19 protein-coding genes and 1 rRNA gene are annotated in these 19,844 nt (G+C 45.1%); 6 read left to right on the top strand and 14 right to left on the bottom strand.

What is annotated here, in order from left to right; genetic code table 11:
* Positions 1-155: 155 nt before the first annotated feature.
* Positions 156-271, top strand: a 5S ribosomal RNA gene (gene rrf / locus HGT71_RS05420).
* Positions 272-333: 62 nt separating this feature from the next.
* Here the strand turns inward: rrf and HGT71_RS05415 are convergent.
* Positions 334-486 carry a hypothetical protein gene (locus tag HGT71_RS05415; RefSeq protein WP_168174344.1) on the bottom strand — a complete coding sequence of 51 codons (153 nt, stop codon included), beginning with the start codon at positions 484-486 and terminating at the stop codon, positions 334-336.
* A 115-nt stretch (positions 487-601) separates the two neighbouring features.
* Between HGT71_RS05415 and HGT71_RS05410 the strand changes: the two genes are divergently transcribed.
* Complete coding sequence (locus HGT71_RS05410) at positions 602-1,519, top strand: polysaccharide deacetylase family protein (RefSeq protein ID WP_214216912.1); 918 nt, start codon at positions 602-604, stop codon at positions 1,517-1,519.
* An 81-nt stretch (positions 1,520-1,600) separates the two neighbouring features.
* Here HGT71_RS05410 and HGT71_RS05405 read toward each other — a convergent pair whose 3' ends face one another.
* Positions 1,601-2,260, bottom strand: a complete 660-nt coding sequence (locus HGT71_RS05405) for an HAD family hydrolase (protein ID WP_244986399.1) — start codon at positions 2,258-2,260, stop codon at positions 1,601-1,603.
* 243 nt (positions 2,261-2,503) lie between these two features.
* Between HGT71_RS05405 and HGT71_RS05400 the strand changes: the two genes are divergently transcribed.
* Both HGT71_RS05400 and HGT71_RS05395 read left to right on the top strand, forming a co-directional pair.
* Entirely contained in the window at positions 2,504-3,124 is a 621-nt protein-coding gene (locus tag HGT71_RS05400) for a nucleoside/nucleotide kinase family protein (protein ID WP_214216910.1), read from the top strand.
* Between the two features lie 26 nt (positions 3,125-3,150).
* Positions 3,151-4,536, top strand: coding sequence for a sugar porter family MFS transporter (locus HGT71_RS05395; protein ID WP_241595737.1), 1,386 nt, complete (start codon positions 3,151-3,153; stop codon positions 4,534-4,536).
* Between the two features lie 51 nt (positions 4,537-4,587).
* Here the strand turns inward: HGT71_RS05395 and HGT71_RS05390 are convergent, their stop codons facing one another.
* From HGT71_RS05390 to HGT71_RS05350, 9 genes are all read right to left on the bottom strand, one after another.
* Positions 4,588-5,508 carry a fimbrial protein gene (locus HGT71_RS05390; RefSeq protein ID WP_214216909.1) on the bottom strand — a complete coding sequence of 307 codons (921 nt, stop codon included), beginning with the start codon at positions 5,506-5,508 and terminating at the stop codon, positions 4,588-4,590.
* Between the two features lie 8 nt (positions 5,509-5,516).
* Positions 5,517-6,023 carry a type 1 fimbrial minor subunit FimG gene (gene fimG / locus HGT71_RS05385; protein ID WP_214216908.1) on the bottom strand — a complete coding sequence of 169 codons (507 nt, stop codon included), beginning with the start codon at positions 6,021-6,023 and terminating at the stop codon, positions 5,517-5,519.
* Between the two features lie 16 nt (positions 6,024-6,039).
* Complete coding sequence (gene fimF, locus HGT71_RS05380; protein ID WP_214216907.1) at positions 6,040-6,564, bottom strand: type 1 fimbrial adaptor subunit FimF; 525 nt, start codon at positions 6,562-6,564, stop codon at positions 6,040-6,042.
* Between the two features lie 11 nt (positions 6,565-6,575).
* Positions 6,576-9,158: a fimbrial biogenesis usher protein gene (locus HGT71_RS05375; protein WP_244986398.1), complete on the bottom strand. Its 2,583-nt coding sequence runs from the start codon at positions 9,156-9,158 to the stop codon at positions 6,576-6,578.
* A gap of 52 nt (positions 9,159-9,210) precedes the next feature.
* Positions 9,211-9,906 (bottom strand): fimbrial biogenesis chaperone, encoded by a 696-nt coding sequence (locus HGT71_RS05370; RefSeq protein WP_214216905.1) that lies wholly within the window; start codon positions 9,904-9,906, stop codon positions 9,211-9,213.
* An 84-nt stretch (positions 9,907-9,990) separates the two neighbouring features.
* Positions 9,991-10,539: a fimbrial protein gene (locus HGT71_RS05365; RefSeq protein ID WP_214216904.1), complete on the bottom strand. Its 549-nt coding sequence runs from the start codon at positions 10,537-10,539 to the stop codon at positions 9,991-9,993.
* 68 nt (positions 10,540-10,607) lie between these two features.
* Entirely contained in the window at positions 10,608-11,150 is a 543-nt protein-coding gene (gene fimA, locus HGT71_RS05360) for a type 1 fimbrial major subunit FimA (RefSeq protein ID WP_099822986.1), read from the bottom strand.
* Positions 11,151-11,527: 377 nt separating this feature from the next.
* On the bottom strand, positions 11,528-12,991 hold the full coding sequence (gene proP / locus HGT71_RS05355) for a glycine betaine/L-proline transporter ProP (RefSeq protein WP_214216903.1): 1,464 nt from the start codon (positions 12,989-12,991) through the stop codon (positions 11,528-11,530).
* A gap of 442 nt (positions 12,992-13,433) precedes the next feature.
* Positions 13,434-14,576, bottom strand: a complete 1,143-nt coding sequence (locus HGT71_RS05350; RefSeq protein WP_048914064.1) for a porin — start codon at positions 14,574-14,576, stop codon at positions 13,434-13,436.
* A gap of 806 nt (positions 14,577-15,382) precedes the next feature.
* Between HGT71_RS05350 and HGT71_RS05345 the strand changes: the two genes are divergently transcribed.
* Positions 15,383-15,622 carry a YdgH/BhsA/McbA-like domain containing protein gene (locus HGT71_RS05345; protein WP_214216902.1) on the top strand — a complete coding sequence of 80 codons (240 nt, stop codon included), beginning with the start codon at positions 15,383-15,385 and terminating at the stop codon, positions 15,620-15,622.
* Positions 15,623-15,848: 226 nt separating this feature from the next.
* Here HGT71_RS05345 and HGT71_RS05340 read toward each other — a convergent pair whose 3' ends face one another.
* From HGT71_RS05340 to HGT71_RS05330, 3 genes are read right to left on the bottom strand one after another with little or no spacing between them, the layout of a single operon-like run.
* Complete coding sequence (locus HGT71_RS05340) at positions 15,849-17,144, bottom strand: NAD(P)/FAD-dependent oxidoreductase (RefSeq protein ID WP_214216901.1); 1,296 nt, start codon at positions 17,142-17,144, stop codon at positions 15,849-15,851.
* Positions 17,145-17,166: 22 nt separating this feature from the next.
* Entirely contained in the window at positions 17,167-17,589 is a 423-nt protein-coding gene (locus HGT71_RS05335) for a RidA family protein (protein ID WP_214216900.1), read from the bottom strand.
* A 21-nt stretch (positions 17,590-17,610) separates the two neighbouring features.
* Entirely contained in the window at positions 17,611-18,750 is a 1,140-nt protein-coding gene (locus HGT71_RS05330; RefSeq protein WP_214216899.1) for an ornithine cyclodeaminase family protein, read from the bottom strand.
* A 195-nt stretch (positions 18,751-18,945) separates the two neighbouring features.
* Between HGT71_RS05330 and HGT71_RS05325 the strand changes: the two genes are divergently transcribed.
* The gene (locus HGT71_RS05325; RefSeq protein ID WP_214216898.1) at positions 18,946-19,782 is read left to right on the top strand and encodes a helix-turn-helix domain-containing protein; all 837 of its coding nucleotides are present in this window, start codon (positions 18,946-18,948) and stop codon (positions 19,780-19,782) included.
* Positions 19,783-19,844: the final 62 nt, after the last annotated feature.

Raw genomic sequence — 19,844 nt, 5'->3', positions numbered from 1 at the left:
TTAAGAAACGAATTTGTAGAAACGATGAATTTTTATCGTAATCAAGGCGACAACCAAGCGATAAGAAGGCGCATACAGAGGTATGTGACTGACTAGCGCGAGGGAAGTTAACGCCGAGTACGTTAAAAAGGCACGTTTTTAGCACCAAGAATTTGCCTGGCGGCACTAGCGCGGTGGTCCCACCTGACCCCATGCCGAACTCAGAAGTGAAACGCCGTAGCGCCGATGGTAGTGTGGGGTCTCCCCATGCGAGAGTAGGGAACTGCCAGGCATCCAATAAGTCGAAAAGGCCATCCTAACGGATGGCCTTTTTGCATTGGCTACGAAAAATAGTTAAATAGATACATCATTCCAAGTGCAGTTAATGGTTTTGCCCGCATTGGCACACTTACCATTATGTAACGTTGGTTGGTCCGGTGTTTTTTCTTTCTTTGCCGCACAGCCTACCAATAGAAGCGCAGCGAATAAAAAAAGTATCTTCTTCATTGTCTCATTCCTTATTACTCTATCCGTAATTTTAGCATGTAATAGTGCCCATCTCGTCGAATTGTCGTAGAAATGACTATACTGGCTTTTTACCTCAATTTTAGGCTGGCTAACTATGTCAAAGAAAGCTCAACTCGATACTCTTACCACTCCTCAGCGATATCCCTATAGAGCGATAGCATCAACGTCGTCTCAACGCTGGCCGAATGGAAAAGGGCTCGCGCTCTATGTCGCAATGAATCTCGAACACTTTGCGTTCGATTCGTTAGAAGGGGCAAAGCTATCGGCTAATGCCAACTATCCAGATGTATTAAACTACAGTTGGCGGGATTACGGGAATCGAGTTGGAGGTTGGCACCTAGCCGAATTATTTGAAACATTACAGATCCCTCCTGCAGTAATCGCGAATACGTCGATCATTGATTATTGTCCAGCGCTACTCGAGCGATGGTTATCACTACCCGAGAGTGAACTGATCGGTCATGGGCATACTAACTCACAACGACAAGGTGAACTCTCGTTGAACGAGGAGGATAAAATGATTGCTTACTGTTTACAGCGCCTCACAGCCTATAACAAATCAGTCAAAGGATGGTTATCACCTTGGATATCAGAGAGTTTCAATACACCTGAATTGCTGGCCAAAAATCAGTTTAGCTACACCTTAAATTGGGCACACGATGATATGCCAACCTCATTTTCGACGGAGAATGGTCCCTTGCTTTCTATTCCTTACCCACAAGAAATCAATGATATACCGACGATAATTCCCAATGGGGCTTCAATAGATACATTTTGTCAGATGATTGAATACCAATTTGAAGAGTTGTTAGCACGGAGTCAACGTTCGCCTCAAGTAATGGGAATAGCGCTACATCCCTACATCGTGGGTCAACCCTACCGTTTTTTCCGCTTAAAACAAACATTGAAAAAGCTGTTGGCGCGTCGTGAAGAGTATTGGTTAACTACACCAGGTAAGATAGCTGAACATTATTCATTATTCGCTGAGAAAAAGGATGATAAGGCAGTATAGGCCCAGCTAGCTCAAGGGTTCTTACTGCTAATGAACTCTTGAGCGATTTACTGATCACTATCCCTAGTCGCTTCTCAGTAATTATGTTTTGATTTTATCTAGCGGCGATTTTTTGGGAGCGGAAGAAGAGTGAAAATGCCGCCAATGAGGATCTTGTGCTGCAGAGAGTAGCTCATAATCGCCGCGGGTATCGCCCCAAGCACGTAGATGATAATTTTCTAAAGGACCGTAGACTTGCTCTAAACGAGAAACCTTATGTGCACAACGGCAATTATTACCAGAGATTTTACCGGTTAACTTTCCATCAATGACTTCTAATTGAGTACTGATTAAATTGATCCCTAGTTGATCCGCAAAAGGTCGTAAAACGATCTCCGGAGAGGCGGAACAAAGTGTCACGGTAGCACCAGTGTTCAATTCAGCCGCAACGGCGAGCAATCCTTTCGGACGCATTAGTTTTTTAAAATACTTACGGCAGTAGGCATTCGCTTTCTCTTTTACCCACCTTTCTTCGATATCCTTCATAAAAGTATGAATAAGCACTTCTTTAAGCTCATCGCGAGTTAATTTACGGCGTAAGCAACGAAGCGTTGGGAAAACCAAATGCAGCATTTTTCGCGTGAAACGTCGACGGCCAAAGGCGAAACGTAAGAAGGGGATAAAGCTGTCGTGTCGCGTAAGTGTCCCATCGAAATCGAAAACAGAGAGCGTCGGCGCGTTCCCCAATGTCTTGCCTGCCATAGATACCATCCCAGTAAAAAGTCCGTTAATAAGGTGATCATAGCAGAACCCCCTGTTAGGGTGAATCATGTATCCCAATTATGAATCGGCTGTTTATTTGAAAAGATTCAGCTTGGTCGGCTAAGTTAGCTCAAACATTATGATCCAGCTCACATTTTCATCCTTGTTATTGGAGTGTTTTGTAAATGTTATTTAAGTTATTAGCACTTTGCAGCTTTCTATTTCCGTCCGGATAGACCTCTTATGATTGATGACAATGCATTACGACAACTCCGTCAATGGAGCGAAGGCGATAGCCGCTATATCCTCGGTATTGTTGGCTTACCCGGAGCAGGTAAATCAACATTAACCGACTGGTTAAAAAAGCAGTTTGCTGAAACATTAGTGGTTATCCCCATGGATGGTTTTCACCTCGCTAACAACCAACTCAAACGCCTAGGCCGTCTACAGCGTAAAGGCGCCCCAGATACTTTTGACGTCAGTGGTTACCACGCGTTATTGCATCGAGTTAAACAGGCTTATCGACAAGAGACCGTTTATGCCCCCAGCTTCCATCGAGAAATTGAAGAATCGATCGCTGGGGAAATCGCTATACCGGCAGAGACACGCTTAATTATTACTGAAGGAAACTATTTATTATTGGAAGAGAATGGCTGGGCAGCAACGCCTTCGTTCTTGGATCACACTTGGTTCATTCATGTCGATGAAACTCAGCGATTGCAGCAACTTAAGCGCAGGCATATGGAATTTGGTCGTAGTGATCACGAGGCAGAACAGTGGATTGCAACGACCGACCAGCCTAACGCAGAATGTATTCAGGCTACCGCTGAACGTGCGGATAAACAAATTTTTATCAAACAATAACGACAATTAAAATTTAGGGGAACGCGATGGAAAAAACAATGGAGAGGCAGCTCGAAAAGCCTAATCCGACCATCGTGGTATGGATTGCCGTCATTGCGGCATTGGGGGGGCTGTTATTTGGCTATGACACCGGTGTGATTGGTGTTGCATTACTCGGATTGGGTAAAGCATTCGCGATGGATGATACGGTCAAACAACTTGTTACCGGAGCCATTATCTTTGGCGCTATATTTGGGTGTTTAGGTACTGGGCCGTTTTCTGACCGCCTTGGCCGCCGTAAAATGGTTATCTTTGTCGCAATCCTCTTTGCGATAGGTTCCGTCGCTTCAGCTATGTCGCCAAATGTCACGATCTTAATTATTTCGCGTTTCATCCTTGGCCTCTCTGCGGGGAGTTCGACACAAATCATCCCCGTCTATATTGCTGAAGTGGCACCGCCCAAGCATCGTGGCAAGATGGTCGTCTTGTTCCAATTTATGGTGGTATTCGGGATTACCGTCGCTTATGCCAGCGGCTTTGTACTCGGTGATCATTGGCGATGGATGTTTGGTTTAGGGGTTATCCCTGCGTTAATTTTATTGTCCGGTATGGTGTTCTTGCCTGAAAGCCCACGTTGGCTGGTGATGCGTAAACGTGATGATGAAGCACTACGTATTCTAACCCGTGTCCGCGGTACCAATGCTTTAGCCCAGCAAGAAATTGAAGAGATACATACCGTCGCTAATCAACCGGAAGGGTCATGGCGTGACTTAGCTCAACCCTGGATTCGTCCCGCCGTGGTGGTGGGTGCTGCCATAGCGATGTTTTCGCAAATCACCGGTAATAACGCCCTGATCTATTACGCACCGACCATCCTTACCCATGCTGGCTTTTCTAATCAAGCCGCGATTCTCGGCACCGGGCTAAGTACTTTACTTGTGGTGATTATGACTGTCATCGGCAGTATTTTGGTCGATAAAATAGGGCGCCGCCGCTACCTCCTTTGGACAATTCCCGGTTCGATTGTCGCGTTACTGGTGATGGGCTACCTCTTTTTAGGTAATGGTCCACAAAACCAAGTCAGTCAAATTATGGTCGTGGTCTGTTTAGCGGCTTATCTAATGCTGAACTGTGGCGGGTTTGGTGTATGCATATGGTTGATCAACGCGGAAGTGTATCCATTATTCGTACGGGGCAAAGGCGCGAGCTTAGGCGCATTCAGCCACTGGATTTTCGATTTATTGGTAACACTGACCACATTAAGCCTCGTTACGTGGCTAGGCGCCTCTTACACCTTCTGGTTGTACGCCCTTATCTCGATAGGCGCTCTGGTTTTCATTATCTATCTTGTGCCAGAAACGAAAGGAAAAAGTTTGGAGCAAATTGAGCAAGATCTGAAGAATAAAAAATTCTACGCGTTTCAGAATAAGTAATTGAAAAAGGGAGCGTAAAGCTCCCTTTTTTATCGCGATGATAATTAATGGCTACTGGTAAGAGAACGTAACATTAACCAATGATTGCACATTTCCCGCCGTAACTTGTCCAGTTGTTCTCGCATACTCGGCACTAAGGCCTGAACTGACAGGGGTCGTTCCGACATTACCTAGTGATACCGTCTGGTTCGCGGCTAGTACACTTCCATTATTTCTAATTTTAACGCCAATGCCAGTTGCTGGCGATGATGTTAATACATTCGAGAAAATAGTTGCTCCACTATCCGTCGTGCTACCCGAAATAATATAATTGAGTGACCGAGTTTGTGAACAATGCACGGTTAACGGTATATCCGTGCTTCCCGTTGAGTCTTGAGAATAGTTGGGCAGTTGCACTGTGACACTGCGTGCAGACACATCGCAGGTACCTGTTGGTACGGTGACATCATTACTGGCATATAGATTCCAAGTAATGCTCTGACTGGCGTTGGGGCCTTTTTCCAGAACCACCTTGGCAAACAATTCCCCAGTTTTTATTGCGACTCCACTTACAGAGGCACCTGAAAGAGGGGTGAGATACAGTATCGCTTTCCAAGGCGTATATGCCGCATTCTTGTTATTAACATAAGCGGTTGCCGTGGTAGTCGGAAACGGGTATGAGACACCATAATAATTAATACTTCCGGTAAAACCATTAAGGGAGCCCGAATAGGCAGAGCTGACCGCGATTCTGATGGGATCATCATATTGCTGAGGCGCATCATTTTTACACTGGATACTGTTCGATAAATCAATGACTAAATTTTGTCCTGATTGAACTTGTGGGGCGAGAGCAACATTAACCCTTACCGACCCACTGCTACTTAATGTAGTACCCTGTGCTTGGCATGTGAAGGCATAAACATGCGGGGCGAAACACGCAGAAAATAATGAGATAAATGATGTGGTAAGCCATAATTTTTGGCGAGTCATAATCACCCTCAGGAATAGGTGTAGGTAACATTTATAATTGATTGAATCGTTCCCTGAGTCGCTTTTCCTTGGGTGGTAATGGCACGAACTTCTAAATTAAGTGCCGCAGATTTACTGCTGTCGTTAACGGCAACAACCTTCGAACTTCCGTTCTTTAAGTTATTACCATCACTGTCGGCCAATTGTATCGCCATATTTGTGGCATCGCCAGTGTTGGCAAAATAGCTATTGCTACTGTCAGACGATCCAGAAAACGTAGCGGTGACCTTCGATGTGCCCACAGGACAATTTGTGAGGTTCAACGTAAAGCTATGCCAAGCGGATGCTGATCCTGCGGTAACGAAATCCGTACTCGTCAGTGTCCCTAAATCAATGTCAACATTTGATGTTGCAACGGTACAGGGGGTGGCCACTACCTTACCGTTTATGGTGATGGTTACATCTGCGGCTTGCGCGATATGAAGTGACCCAGCGAATAGTATTACACTACTGATGAAAAGAGAGATGCCTTTCATTGTCTATCCCCTTAAATTAATCATACTGCAGGGTAAAATTGGCTGCTGCAGACACCGTACCCGCCCCGACTGGATTTGCGGTACTGACCATGCGAGCATAGTAAGTAATCACATTAGTTTGGTTGGCAGTTAACGCAGTTGAAGTAAGGTTGCTGCTACTCTGATTCGGTTGGACGACCACCCCTGCACTATTCAACACTTGTACGCCAATACCGGTGGCATATCCGGTCGCGGGGGAATTCCTGAAGAGGGTACTATTCGTACTGTCGGTGGTACCCGTCATATTTATTTTTACTCCAGAAGCCGCTCTGCCACAGTTCTCTAGTGTTATAGAGAAGGGAACAGCATTTGAGGTGCTCCCTACCGAACGAAAGGCGTTTGTTGCGTAAATTCGTAGATCGACAGTAAAGTCTTTGGAGCCTACCGAGACTGAACACATGTTGTCTTTCAATCGACCTGTAATGGTAATCGTACTGTCCGCAGCATTAGCACTGAAGCAAGAAGCCCAGAGTATACCTAGTGCAATATATGAATATTTCATCAAGAACTCCGTTACTTACACTCGGCAGTTGCATAGCTGAGTAATTTGTTCGTGTTCAACTCGGTAAGTTGATAAGTGGCCAAACATTGTTGGCTCGCCTCATCGCCCCAAGAGACTTTGACTGAACCCTTGAGTGGCATACCCGTTAAGTAAACTTGGCCATTGTCGCCAGCAATACTGCTATTGTTGTTATCCACAGCGGTAACGTTGGATCCAAAAGGTATAGCTTTACCATTATGCGTGAGCGTAAGCAGTAATTTCACGCCAACATGGGTATTAAAGTCAGCGGCAACCACCGCACCATGAGTCGGTACAATCGTTGTAACGGCATCATCCACATCGACGTTATTGGCGAGGCTGTTAGTATCGATTGCGACGCGGTTATTACGATAATCCGTTGCATAAGGCAGTACGGCGTAACCACGCCAGTCAGTTTTAACGCCTGTCTGGTTAAGTATTGAGACATTCTTAGCACCAGGTGCTCTGACTAAAATAACGGTATCGTTTAACGGTTGGCTAAAAGTAACTCCTTGTCTATGGAGCAATATCCCGCCACTTTGGCCCACATAAAGTTGTCGAGAACCGCTGTTATCACTGTAGTTAATGTTGGTATTCCCATAGCCACCACGATAGTACATCGAGGCATAAGTCGAGCCGCCTGATCCAGACGTTGTATTACTATACCCTTTTTGAAGGTTATAACTGAGGTTCTGGTCTTCTAACAGTGTTCCATAAATACCGGCTTGGTGGATGCTATGACCCTTCATATCGTTGGTCATGTTATAGCTAGCACTGGCATTGCGGAAAATGGATTGCGTATTGGACTGCATAAAGTGGCTAAATGGAATGCTGATATTGAATGCGATACTTTTATCTGTTCCATCTACCCAAGCTGTTTTGGTTAGAGCATAGGTCACGCTATAAGAGATGTCGGTGATATTACCACTGTAGCCAGCCTGTAGTTGCTGATCTTTCGAGTCAGTTCCCCAATAAGTTTGCTCCGAACCACTGGCGAAAAGGGTGCCTGCGCTTCCTGCTTTTTGGGTCAAGCTTAATTGGAAACGTCCTTTCTTGTTAAAATTGAGGTTATACGCATCGACGACTGAGCGCTCACCCGTCAGCGTGTTCGTGTCGACGCTGTAGCCACTCATCGCCTTCCAAGTGGAATCGGACATCGAATAATAGCCTTTCGTCGAGTAGCGATAACCCACTAGCTGAAGGTTCGTTCCCCAGTCTGTTAAGGCTTTGCTGTAGAGCACGCGTAATGATTGACCGGTGTGTTCTGAATCATCATAAAGGGTGGTTTTGGCATAAGTCAGGTCGGCAGATAACGCTCCCCAACCGCCAAGGTTTTTACCGATACCCGCATTCACCGATTTATAGTGATTAGAGAGCTGTGTTCCCGAATAGATTGTCCAGCCAGCAGATAGGCCTTGTAGCAAACTCGCTTGGACGAAATCAGGGTGACTTTGCTGGCTGTTACCGCTACGGAACTCACCGGCACTAATATTATATTTGAGGTAGCCTTCACGTTGTAAAAGCGGGACTGAAGAATAAGGGATTGTGAAGCTTTGAACGCTACCATCGGCTTCTTTTACCGTAACAAGTAGATCGCCGCTGTTGCTCGCCGAGTAAATATCTTTAATCACAAACGGCCCTGGCGAAACGGTGCTTTGGTAGACTTCAAATCCATTTTGCTTAACCGTTACCACGGCAGTAGTACGGGCAACACCATGAATAACTGGTGCATAACCTCGTTCGCTATCCGGCAGCATGCTGTCGGTTTTGGCGAGTTTGATACCGCGAAAGTTGACGCTATCAAAGATGTCGCTATCGGTGAAACTATCACCCAACGTTAAACGGCTTTGTAACGGAATGATATCTCGCTCTAAATAGGTATTTACATGTTGCCAATTATTTTCGTGGCTATTTTTGCTACTACTATAGTTCCACGTTGTATTATCTCTTAGTCGCCATGCGCCCAAGTTGATGCCTGACTGCAGGTTGAGGTAAGCAATATCTGAGCTTACGCCATGCGGACTTTTAGCTTTATTCCCCGTGAAGTTATAGTTCACCATTGCAGCGGGGATCCCCTCACTCCATAACTCAGGTGATATATAATCACGACCATGAGCTTGCATATATGCTTGAGGGATATTTAACGATAACTTTTGGGTACCGACATCGAAAGAGCTGGTGGCATCGGAGATTTTATTTGATAGAGGGAAACACTGCACGGTCAGATTATCTTTGCTGATATCTTTGACTGCAGAGCCATTCATTCCTAACTGGACAAGTTCTTGGTAACTTAAACAAGGTTCAAGGCGATTCTTCTCCTTATTAATGTCGAACTTGACTTCTTTGTTGGTCACAAAGTTGTCGTTGACATAAATATTGACTCGGTACGAGCCAGGAGGCGCTTCAATGCCTTTTTCAAAGTTACTTAATGATGCGACAGCCGAAGGATCATCGGATAAAAAACGTGGGTTAAAGTAAGTCTCTGCCAGAGATTGACTGGCGTAGCCACAAAGAGACAGACACACAACCAATTTGGTTATGCGAAAGGAAGGTTGCTGAGATCTGTCTCTTTTCATATTTTTATCCATACATGCAAAATGGCTTCATAACATAAAATTTATCTAACAACTATTTTACGGAGGCAGTGATCGTTGGTGTTTGAGCCCCGAAGTCATTGATTGTTTTATAGCTTATAGAAGACGCTGAACTTTCTGGAGAAAGTGTGAGGTTACTCATTGGTGCAACCATATTATCTTTCAACGCGGTACCATTAGCTTTAATAGACACTAAGGTTAAATAATAAGGCGTTGGGTTATTAACCTGAATAGCACTTCCTTGGTGTGAGAAAGTTAATTTAGACGGTGCATCTTCTGGCGCCATCTTGATATTACTTGGGCGATAAAACATTTTAATACGGCTAGTAATTGCAAACTGTAACGTATTTTGTTGATCTTGGCTCTTATTCATAGAAGGAATCGCTTTTACATTTAACCAAAAAAGAGATTCACGATCGTTAGGTAATGCGCCATTGGTATTATCAACAATACGCAGAGTATTCTCTTTTTTCCCTTGCATTAAGAAAAGCGGGGGAGTAATAACAAAGCTATTGACCTTATTTCCTTCGGCATTTTCCACCCAAGATTGGATAAGGAATGAATCTGTTTCTTTGAGGCTACGAACCCCTAAGCTTGCCTCTTTCTGCCCTGCAGGATAGACCACGCGCGTTGCATCCAGCCCAACACCGGCATAGGCCTGTGCGCTTAAAAAGAAGACAGAGCTTGCAATCAAGGCTTTAGGGAGATCTTTCAAAGAAAAGTTAATCATATAAACCTCTGACATCTGGTGATATTTTGTGGCAACAGAGAGACCACAATCATGGGAATTTTTGAAAAAAAACTTAAGGAAAATTTACTGATAGATAAATAAGAGTTTGGCTTCAGCATTGACTCTGCCTGGTAAAACATTTAGCGATGTCGATTTATACCTGACGACAAACTTCTCTGTATTCTCAAACACCCGGCTAGTCGTCGTGAACAAGCGATAAGGACGATTAATTGGGATTAAATTGTTTTGCATATCATAGATAGCAAGGCCTAGCCCTTTAGCTGAATCACGTTGCTGTCGGACAGCGAGAATTTGAGTATTTTGGGGGTCTTCATCGCCTTGAAAGAGTACCGAAATATTATTTCTCGTTGGAGAGGTACACATTCCAAGATCGATAGTGAAGTCAACGGGGGCAGCTTCAGCACCCGCGACACTAAACTGATTGGTGCCGATTTTATCGAGAGTTACCGTGAAATCGTGGTTTGCCAAATCGACCGCGCAGGATGATTCAACAATTTTTCCCTGAAACTCTAAAATATTTTCGCTGGGATCCAGAACAATATTTTCTGCCAGAATAACGCAAGGTGAAAACAGCAGTATTGCACCCAAAATTCCTGAATAATTGATTTTCATGGAGTGAGTCCTGGATTCAACGATAACGGGCCATCCTGGCCTCATTCGCATCCTTGCAAGTTAATACCTTATTGGTATTGAACTTTAAATGTTGCGTCTGCGTTCGCAGTACCTGCAGTTGCTTTACCCGCAAGAGAGATATAACGCGCTTGGAATGGCAGGGTGTTAGTACCTGTTGACAGGGTGCTAGCTGTGCTTGCTGTCGCACCATCAAATACGACTGGCTTACCTGCTTTATCCAAAACTTGGATACCGACGTTAGTCGCGCCGCCTGCAGAAGAGCTTTGTAGAGCTAGGATGTTAGTTGCGCCACCTTGAGTTCCGTTCCAGATGATTGATGCTTGTGTTGCCGTTGCGTCACAGTCATCAAGTTGGATGTTAAAACCAACAGGTGAGCTAGTGCTGTTCGCAGCAGTTAAAGTTGAAGTTTTAACTTGACCTAATTGAACAGTTTGATCAACTGAACCTGCATCAACGGCACAAGCTGCAGAAACAACTTGACCTTTAAAGTGTACAGTTCCGCCGTTAACCGTCACAGTGTCAGCCTGCGCAGCAGCAGAGACTAAACCGAATGCAGCGATAGAAGCTAAAGCAAGAGTTTTCATTTTCATGTGTTCAATCCTTATTGAGAGACGCGCGGCGCGGCGTAGTTGTGTACTCCAGCACCTGAATGTTCAGTCCGCTTTAGCGAACCGGATATTGTGCATTAGCGACTCATCCATAAGTTATGAACTCGATAACGCCTTGCAACGAAATGGATTGTAAGACTAATCTTAAAACAGAAAATGATAGTGATAGCGATGGATAGGCGCTTATTGATAGGTAAATATGGATTTAAAATGTATTGATTTAGATCATTAAATTTCAAGTAACAAATAAGATTTGTAGTTTTTATGATTAGAATCAGTAAATTAATAGATTTTTGTTTTTATAGAACAAAAAAATACCACAGGGGCACTGTGGTATTTTTTTACTGATAAACAGGAAATTAATGCTGGGATTGCTTCATTTTTTTCTGTTTGATTTTTTTCAACAAGCTCATGGCTTCAGCTTTGTTCGCTACTGCGGGGGCCGACCCGGCAAGTGGCTTACGCGCTGTTTCACGTAGGGTGTACACCGTGATCAAGCCAATTACTCCCGCGCCCATTAAGTAATAAGCGGGCATCAACAGGTTATGAGAGGTATCGACCAACCACGCCGTAATGAGCGGTGTTGTTCCACCAAATAGCGATACAGAGATGTTGAAACCAATCGCTAATGCACTGTAACGAATATCGGTTGCAAATAATGCAGGCAGCGTCGCAGGCATTGTGCCGCTAAAGCAGGTATGGATAAGGCCTAAGATAATTAGCCCCAAGAAGACTAACCACATATTCCCAGAACTGATCAACAGCAAGCAAGGTACCGAGAAGAGGATCAGGCCAATCGCCCCTCCCGCAATGACAGGTCGACGGCCAAGCTTATCTGTCCAGTGTCCTGACATCAGGGTCAGAGGCATCATCACGAACATCACAACCATAATCAGTAACAGACTACTCAGCTCGCTCAAACCTAGGATGCCGGTTAGGTAGCTAGGCATGTAGGATGTCAGCATATAGTTAGAGACGTTGAACAGTAGCACTAAGCCAATACACTTCAGCATTTGCCCACGGTATTTATTTAACAGCTGAAATAAACCTAAACGTGGCTTGCTATGCTCCAACGCTTCCTGCTTCTCCATATGTTGTTGGAAAGCCGGGGTCTCTTCTAGCTTCAGTCGCACATACAAGCCGAAAATACCGAGAGGCGCTGCGATAAAGAAGGGTATCCGCCATCCCCAATCAAGCATTTGTTGTGGCGTGAAGACCGATGTCATTACGGTGACGAGTGTCGCACCGATGAGATAACCGCCTAATGTCCCGAACTCAAGAAAACTCCCCATAAATCCGCGACGGTTGTCGGTTGAATACTCAGCAATAAAAGTGGCTGCACCACCGTATTCTCCCCCGGTTGAGAAGCCTTGTAACAGACGAGCCGCTAACAGCAAGATGGGCGCGGCGATACCTATTGATTGATAGGAGGGGATTAAACCGATACAGAATGTCCCAATCGCCATCATGATCATGGTAATAGCGAGCACTTTCTGCCGACCAATTTTATCGCCTAAAGGCCCAAATACTAACCCGCCAATTGGACGAATTAAGAAGGCGGCAGCAAATGCGCCAAAGGTAGCGATAAGCTGTGCTGGCCCACTCGCCGCTGGGAAAAAGACCTTACCAATCGTTACGGCTAGATAGCTATATACCCCAAAGTCAAACCATTCCATGGCATTACCTAGCGCCGCAGCCCCGACGGCACGCTTAAGCATATCGTTGTCGACGATGGTGATATCGTCCAGCGTTAGCTCTTTTTCCTTTTTACGATTCCAAAAATGTTTCTTTGGTTTTTGTGTTATTGGTTGTTCTTCAGACATTGTGATCCTCACGATGGAATGATAGAGCAATGTATAGCTTTCTTAGCCAGACATCCCGTCATAGTGGGAAAAGAAAGATATAAATAGCTTCCCCATATTCTTAAGTTTAGGTCAATTTAAGATTAATACTGTAAACATGCTTTTGATTCAATTTCAAGGAAAGTGCCGAGTAGGGCTCTTTTAGCGATAAAACTTTTACAGCTACGTAGTGCTTAACTCATTGAATTAATGGAGTAAATTTATAATTTATTGAGTGTGGCGATGAGGTGGGTTTATTTCAGTAGGACAAATAATTATATGATAAATTTTATAAGTAAATGATTTTAAAAGATAAATATTTTAACTCGAAATGGGATACGTCGAAAAAAAGCGCGTTCTGGGGAGAATATTAAGCCGAGAGGTGAAAAAAACCGACTTACCTTAAGATAAGCCGGCTTGATGATTAGAAGTTATAGAATACGGTAATCCAAGTACTATCTGGTTCGTTATCGGTCGTTGTCGCGATAGTTCTTTCAAGATAGACGCTTAAGCCGTGGCCCATCTCTGTCCCCGCACCTAAGTAAACGTGGTTAGCGTGGTAATTTTCATCACCCTTAAGGCGTAATGAATCGACCGCCACATAGGGTTGGATTGATTTCAGGAATGGCTTATCGATATTAAAGGTATAACCGACGAACTCTTCCAAACCATAACCGCTGCCCGCGAAGTAATGCGACACCGTATGGTTGCGTGTTGAAGGAACGAAATCCTTATAGTAGCTAGCCGTCGAGGTCAGATACCAGTTACCCGGTTGCCATGTTAACGCTGTACCGGAAACCTGTTGGTTATAACCCTTCTGGGTGGTGCTATTTTTCACATTTGCTTCAGTACTGCTGTACGCTGCGGCCCATGACAAGGTCGGCATAATAGCGTAGTCGAAACCAAAGCCTGCGCCATGGTTACGGCGGTAAGAACGGCCAGTACCGCTACCATCGTCTTTTTGATCTTCAGGAAGCAGATAGTTAGCAGAAACCGTGACTGGGCCAAAAGTATTTTTATACATGATGCTATTTTTAGGCTTATTTGCGCCATCATAGTCACCATTAAATCCAATACCTGTTGCGCCAGCATGGCCATCGTTATCCCATACGTCACTTTTGATGCCGACGACGGAGTAGTAGATGCCGTATTGGTGACCATAAGTTAGCGTACCATAGCGATCATCTTTGAAGCCTGCATAAAGTTGGCGCTGACGATCACGCAAGGAACCCGGTTCGTAGTTCCCTTTCATACCTAAGAAGTGCGGGACGTTGAACCCCCACTCGTAATAGCCAATAACAGAGGTATGATCAGTCAGTTTGTAGTCAGCACGAAAACGTACGCGTGAACCACCATCGTGACCGCGCTTGTTAGATTTATTGGCATCAGGACCGTTGGTGAAAACCCACTCAGGACGGATGCTACCGCCGACTTGTAAGCTTAAAGGGGCTAATAAAGAATTACTTTGCGGATTTTTATCCAGAATAGTAATTTCTGCGTGTGAAGGTGCAGCAATCGCCAATGCTATCAAACTGCCGCTGAAACCAATAATTTTATGTTTTTTCACCACTTCCTGTCTCCATAGCGATAATATATTCATAGAGTTAATCGTTAAACCACTCTTATCAGCACGTAAAATAAGGCACTGACTCGGTTTTATTGTTGTTGTACCGATTTATTTATAACTTACCCCAAGAACATAACGTTAGAAAGGTAAATGATGCAACAAGATTTTTTTGCATAAAGTGACATTTATCAGCTATCCGATTGATTAATTTGGATATTTAATTTAAAGAAATGTAAAGCTATTATAAATATATGATGTTCATCACTATTTCTTGAATGATTGCGGTTTTATTAGAATTTTGTATGGATAAATATTTTTGTCGAGAGGAGTGATTTTTTTGGGGGATTTGTAGTGTGAGCGACCATTTAAATTGAAGAGTCTATTAGCCCGTAAATATTAGCACGCTAATAATGAATGAGTTCTTAGATTGGGGGGCTCTGATTGGTGCTATACGTTTTCTATCAATAGCTTATCGGTGACTTTTATATTCCCTCGCTAACATTATTAACTTTGGAGTGTGGGAAGAATAGCCATCTTCTGATAGAGGAAATTCTACTCTTTCCATCCCCCGCCAACGTACCAATCTCCTATTCCATATCTCGTTGATTGTTTCGATCAATACACCGTTACCCTAAATGAGTTGACGCCACAGCAAAGGCTGTTGATTAGGGAAATGAAGGTCCATCCGCTACGCCTTCGATCAATAATTATTCAAATCGCACACATAGTTAATCTAGTTATAGTAACTATAGTTATTATTATCTCAGTTAAACAAATTACCCTTTAAAAAGATCGAGGACCTTATTATGAAAACCTTAAAAACACTTGCACTCGCCTCTACCGCAGCCTTGTCATTACTCTCATTTGGGAGCTTTGCACAAAGCGTCTCCGTCACCGATTCGACCTTAGACGGCGCAGAGTCTCAAATTGCAGCGATGGCCAATCAAGCAGGCGGTCACTATAAAATTACTGGTGCAAGCTCCAATAATTTCGTTCGTATGACGGCAGAGATTAACAGCGCACCGTCACATGGATTAAAAAACTAAGACATTCTTTAATCTACTCTGACCCTAGCGACCTTTCCTATCCTTAAGATTAGGCCATAGTAAGTCACCACCACCGAAGCGTGCGTGCTTCGGCGGTGGCCTAAGTCCTTTCCTTTCTTGACTGAGCCCTCACGATTTAGTGAAGCCTCCGAACCACAGAAAATCTCATCTTGCTAGTCAGTTTTCCCTAAGCCGAACGTCGGTTTTGACAAGGCCTTCCTTTGCCCTAACTAAGCCGTTCATATCGATAAGGTGCGGGGTCGACCAAAGGTGATTGACCACTAAGGATGTCTGCGGCTAATTGACCCGCTGCAGGTGAAGTCCCGAACCCATGTCCAGAGAATCCCGTGGCCAGGACTAATCCGGGAAGGCTAGTGACGGAACCAATAACTGGATTAGAATCAGGGGTGACATCAATAACGCCAGCCCACTGCTGAGCAATTTGTGCCGCCTTGAAGGCGGGCCATGCCTCAATTAAATTTTTGAGGGCCTCCTGATTAAGACCACTATTGGCTTGTGGGTCGAGAGTACGGATCTGTTCAAAAGGGGTGCGCTGGTTTTCCTTCCAGTGGCGGGCAAGCCGCAAATCTTGGAAAGAATAGCGGCCAAAGCCGATACGTAAATTGCCTCGACCCTGTTTAAGCTGCTGGCGATAACGCAAGCCAATCAGCATATGGTCTAAAGTCAGCGGCGCATCTAATGCACCACGCTGTGTAACGATAAACCCTCCGGTGTGATGGCGTCGAAATGAGAAATCCGGCGCGCCGACTGCGATATCGGTGGGACCCTCAAGAGGTTTTGTCTGTAACACGGAACAGATTAAGGGTAGGGTGGGCAGAGCGATGTGATGATTGATTAAAAAGCGTCGTGACCACGCCCCTGCAGCAAGTAAAACCTGTTCACATTTGATCTCGCCGCGTTCAGTTAATACTCCACTGATGCGTCCACCACTAGTAACTAGGCTTCTTACTGCACAATTTTCCACGATCACAGCGCCCAAGCGTTGAGCCGCTTTCGCTATGGCACTTGCGGCTTTGGTTGGCTCAGCACGTCCATCTGATGGGGTAAAAATCCCACCAGCCCAAGCGCAATTTCCTCCAGGGACGCGGCGGGCAATCTCTGCTGAACTCAAGAGTGCTGAATCAAGTTGGAGATGTTTGACGTGTTCAAACCAACGCTCATGCATCGCCATCTGGTCTGCTTGACGCGCAACGAACATGATACCAGCTTGTCGATAGCCGACATCGCTGTCGACTCTTTCTGCCATCGTCGCCCATAATCGGTCAGCAGCCTGCGCTAAAGGGATATCTTCAGGAAGGCGGCTCGTTTTACGCACCCAGCCTAAATTACGTGATGACTGCTCGGCAGCTAGTTTCCCCTTTTCAATTACTACAACGGGGATATTCCTCTCTGCGAGGTTGAGTGCTGCCACTAAACCGATGATCCCTCCCCCTATAATCACGACAGTACTCTGTGTGGGGATCATCGTTGAGGTATTCACCGGATCAATACGTGGGGACATAGCTGGGATCTCCTCGTGGATATTACTGCGATAAAGTGAGTGTCGTCGCGTTAGTTTGTCCCGCACCACGGTAGGCGGTGACTTCGATCTCCACTTTGTACACTGTCGATCCTAGCGGTGGGCAGGTGACGGTCGATGCAGGGTCAATACCACGGAATTTGTCACCAATAAAAGCCATTACACTTGGCACGTCTTCGGGTGATTGGATAAATACTCGTGAACAGACTACATCGTCTAAGCTTGCCTCGACGGCGCTTAACGCCGCTTCAATATTGGCAAAAACTTGCGCAGTTTGATCGATGACATCCTCGGGGATCTCTTTAGTGACAGGATGGCGTCCGGCCGTATTTGAAACGTAAATCCAGTTATCGACGGCAACTAATCGTGAGTAACTGGCTTTCTCTTCAAAGATAGAACCGGATTTTACTTTGATAATGGTGGTCATAGCGGTACCCTCGTAAAGTGATTAAGCCAGTTCAGGCGTTTCCCAAAGATTTAATTTCACACCAATATTGCGTTGCAGCGCATTTCGGTACAGCACGGTTCCCCATGCCACATCTTCAACGGGCATACCTCCGACAGACATAATGATTATTTCATCGTCATTTTTTCGACCGGGTGCTTCGCCTGCGATAATTTGGCCAATATCTTCGAGTTGATCGGCGGTCAGTGCGCCTTCTGCGAGCATATCCATAAAGCGGACGCCAATAATGGGGATGGTGTTGTGAGCGGGCTTAGGCACCTCTTCGAACCAAGCATTATAAAGCCCCGTATTATCAAGGACCTTTCGTACATCAGTCCGCTCCATTCCTTCATCTAGGGCACAGAGGGCGGGCATTGCTAAAAAGGCTCCGGCTTTTACCCATTCGCGTTTCACAATGGGATAAGTGGAGGCATCGCCCGTTTCGCCGGAGCTACAGTAAGCGACCAGATCGCTGTCGCGTACGACTTCTTCAAGCGTGTCGACGATTTGGATAGTAGTAACTTGAGGGTAGGTATTTTTTAGCCAAGCGATAAATGCATCGAGACTTGCCGCACCGCGACCTTTGACTTTCACCGTGTCGACGTTGGGACAGACAGAAAGGAATGAGGCAATGGTTGTTTTACCCATGACTCCAGGCCCTAATAGCCCAATTACGCGGGAATCCTGCCTGGCAAGGTATTTAGCTCCCACGCCAGGAATTGCCCCCGTCCGATACGCCGATAATAAATTAGCTGACATATGCGCCAACGGCGCACCGGTATCGGCATCGTTAAGTGTGAACATTAATATCGAGCGTGGTAAGCCTTTTTCTCGGTTAGCGATATTGGAGCCATACCACTTAACCCCCGCCGTTTGGAAATTCCCACCTAAGTATGCAGGCATCGCCATCATACGCCGGTCTGCCGTCGGTTTCGGCATGGTTGGGAAGGGTGAATTTTCCGGAAATGTGACCATCGCACCATGGGAATCATTATTCGGTCCGGCCATTCGGTAGTCACCGTGGTAGAGTAATTTGAACATCTCTTCCATGCTGGTAATACAGGCGGGCATATCGGTAACGCCCGCACGGATCATGTCTTGCTCAGAGAGATATAAAAAATCAATTCTTGTTGAATCAGTCATTGCCACCACCTCACTCAGAATTTATCCGCCAGAAAGCATCTCTGTTAGCTCTGTCGCCTAGTCAGTGACAGTCGCTGTTTATAGAAATAGCCTGATGTGTTTTGGGATGTATTGAATATTTGCGACAGAGCTTGGATTAATGGTGTGGAAGTTGCATTGGGAGTAAGCCAGTAGACTTTTATAATGGGTACGACAATGAAAAATAGCCCGATTTTTAAAGAGAAAAAATTCCATCCTGAACAGCCATGGTTTGTCTTAAATACGTCGCATTATTTTTGGCAGACGAATGCAACGTTACCCGAAATATCGCATTTCTATAGTTTTAAGACGAGTCAACAAGCAACGCTCACTTTGGCGATCCCTGACGGTTGTGTCGATATCTTATTTGATTGTCATCCACAGTTTCCGACGGCTCGAATTTGCGGTACGACGTTGGAGGCACGTAACGCCTATTTATCAGAAGAACGGCTTTATTTCGGCGTACGCTTTAGCGCAGGCGTCATTCCTGACTTCTTAGATGCCTATGCTGATGATATTCCGGATAATGAGTTTAATTTTCTCGATGCTGCTCCCCAAGGCAAAACGATCTTTTCGAGGATTATTGAGGCAAAAGACTTTTCCTCGAAAATTACGTTATTTCAGCAGTACTTTAGTCGTTATTTGACGCGTAAAAACTCCAGGGTTACGCAATCAGTGATACAAGAAATTCATGCTGCAGAAGGGAATGTTCGTATCGATCAATTAGCGAATCTAACGGGTTACAGTTGCCGAACCATCCAACGTCAGTTCAAGCATGATATCGGTTTATCGCCAAAAATATTCAGCCGGATTGTTCGCTGTCAGTCAGCGTTAAATCGTATCCCTGATGCAGGGGTCTGCTCCTATGGTGACATTCCCTATGAGTTAGGATTCAGTGACCAATCCCATTTTCTACGAGAATTTAAGCGTTTTAGTAGTACAACCCCGACGCATTATTTGAATCAGATTACCGCACAACATTATGGCCAACGATTAGTCGATCCGCAGCACTAAAGCAGTGCATGTTTGCACTCGGGGGATGTCGTAATTTTTCTATCAGAATCTGAAAGCCTAGA

Origin of the sequence: Rosenbergiella epipactidis (assembly GCF_018494055.1) — a bacterium.
Lineage (GTDB): Bacteria > Pseudomonadota > Gammaproteobacteria > Enterobacterales > Enterobacteriaceae > Rosenbergiella > Rosenbergiella epipactidis.
Note: the sequence above shows the minus strand (reverse complement) of the source record. Positions and strands in the feature narration are given on the sequence as shown.

Bases quoted from the DNA above. Each gene is read 5' to 3' on its own strand.
- HGT71_RS05415 (WP_168174344.1), bottom strand. From the start codon at position 486: ATGAAGAAGATACTTTTTTTATTCGCTGCGCTTCTATTGGTAGGCTGT.
- HGT71_RS05410 (WP_214216912.1), top strand. From the start codon at position 602: ATGTCAAAGAAAGCTCAACTCGATACTCTTACCACTCCTCAGCGATAT.
- HGT71_RS05405 (WP_244986399.1), bottom strand. From the start codon at position 2,260: ATGGCAGGCAAGACATTGGGGAACGCGCCGACGCTCTCTGTTTTCGAT.
- HGT71_RS05400 (WP_214216910.1), top strand. From the start codon at position 2,504: ATGATTGATGACAATGCATTACGACAACTCCGTCAATGGAGCGAAGGC.
- HGT71_RS05395 (WP_241595737.1), top strand. From the start codon at position 3,151: ATGGAAAAAACAATGGAGAGGCAGCTCGAAAAGCCTAATCCGACCATC.
- HGT71_RS05390 (WP_214216909.1), bottom strand. From the start codon at position 5,508: ATGACTCGCCAAAAATTATGGCTTACCACATCATTTATCTCATTATTT.
- fimG (WP_214216908.1), bottom strand. From the start codon at position 6,023: ATGAAAGGCATCTCTCTTTTCATCAGTAGTGTAATACTATTCGCTGGG.
- fimF (WP_214216907.1), bottom strand. From the start codon at position 6,564: ATGAAATATTCATATATTGCACTAGGTATACTCTGGGCTTCTTGCTTC.
- HGT71_RS05375 (WP_244986398.1), bottom strand. From the start codon at position 9,158: ATGAAAAGAGACAGATCTCAGCAACCTTCCTTTCGCATAACCAAATTG.
- HGT71_RS05370 (WP_214216905.1), bottom strand. From the start codon at position 9,906: ATGATTAACTTTTCTTTGAAAGATCTCCCTAAAGCCTTGATTGCAAGC.
- HGT71_RS05365 (WP_214216904.1), bottom strand. From the start codon at position 10,539: ATGAAAATCAATTATTCAGGAATTTTGGGTGCAATACTGCTGTTTTCA.
- fimA (WP_099822986.1), bottom strand. From the start codon at position 11,150: ATGAAAATGAAAACTCTTGCTTTAGCTTCTATCGCTGCATTCGGTTTA.
- proP (WP_214216903.1), bottom strand. From the start codon at position 12,991: ATGTCTGAAGAACAACCAATAACACAAAAACCAAAGAAACATTTTTGG.
- HGT71_RS05345 (WP_214216902.1), top strand. From the start codon at position 15,383: ATGAAAACCTTAAAAACACTTGCACTCGCCTCTACCGCAGCCTTGTCA.
- HGT71_RS05340 (WP_214216901.1), bottom strand. From the start codon at position 17,144: ATGTCCCCACGTATTGATCCGGTGAATACCTCAACGATGATCCCCACA.
- HGT71_RS05335 (WP_214216900.1), bottom strand. From the start codon at position 17,589: ATGACCACCATTATCAAAGTAAAATCCGGTTCTATCTTTGAAGAGAAA.
- HGT71_RS05330 (WP_214216899.1), bottom strand. From the start codon at position 18,750: ATGACTGATTCAACAAGAATTGATTTTTTATATCTCTCTGAGCAAGAC.
- HGT71_RS05325 (WP_214216898.1), top strand. From the start codon at position 18,946: ATGAAAAATAGCCCGATTTTTAAAGAGAAAAAATTCCATCCTGAACAG.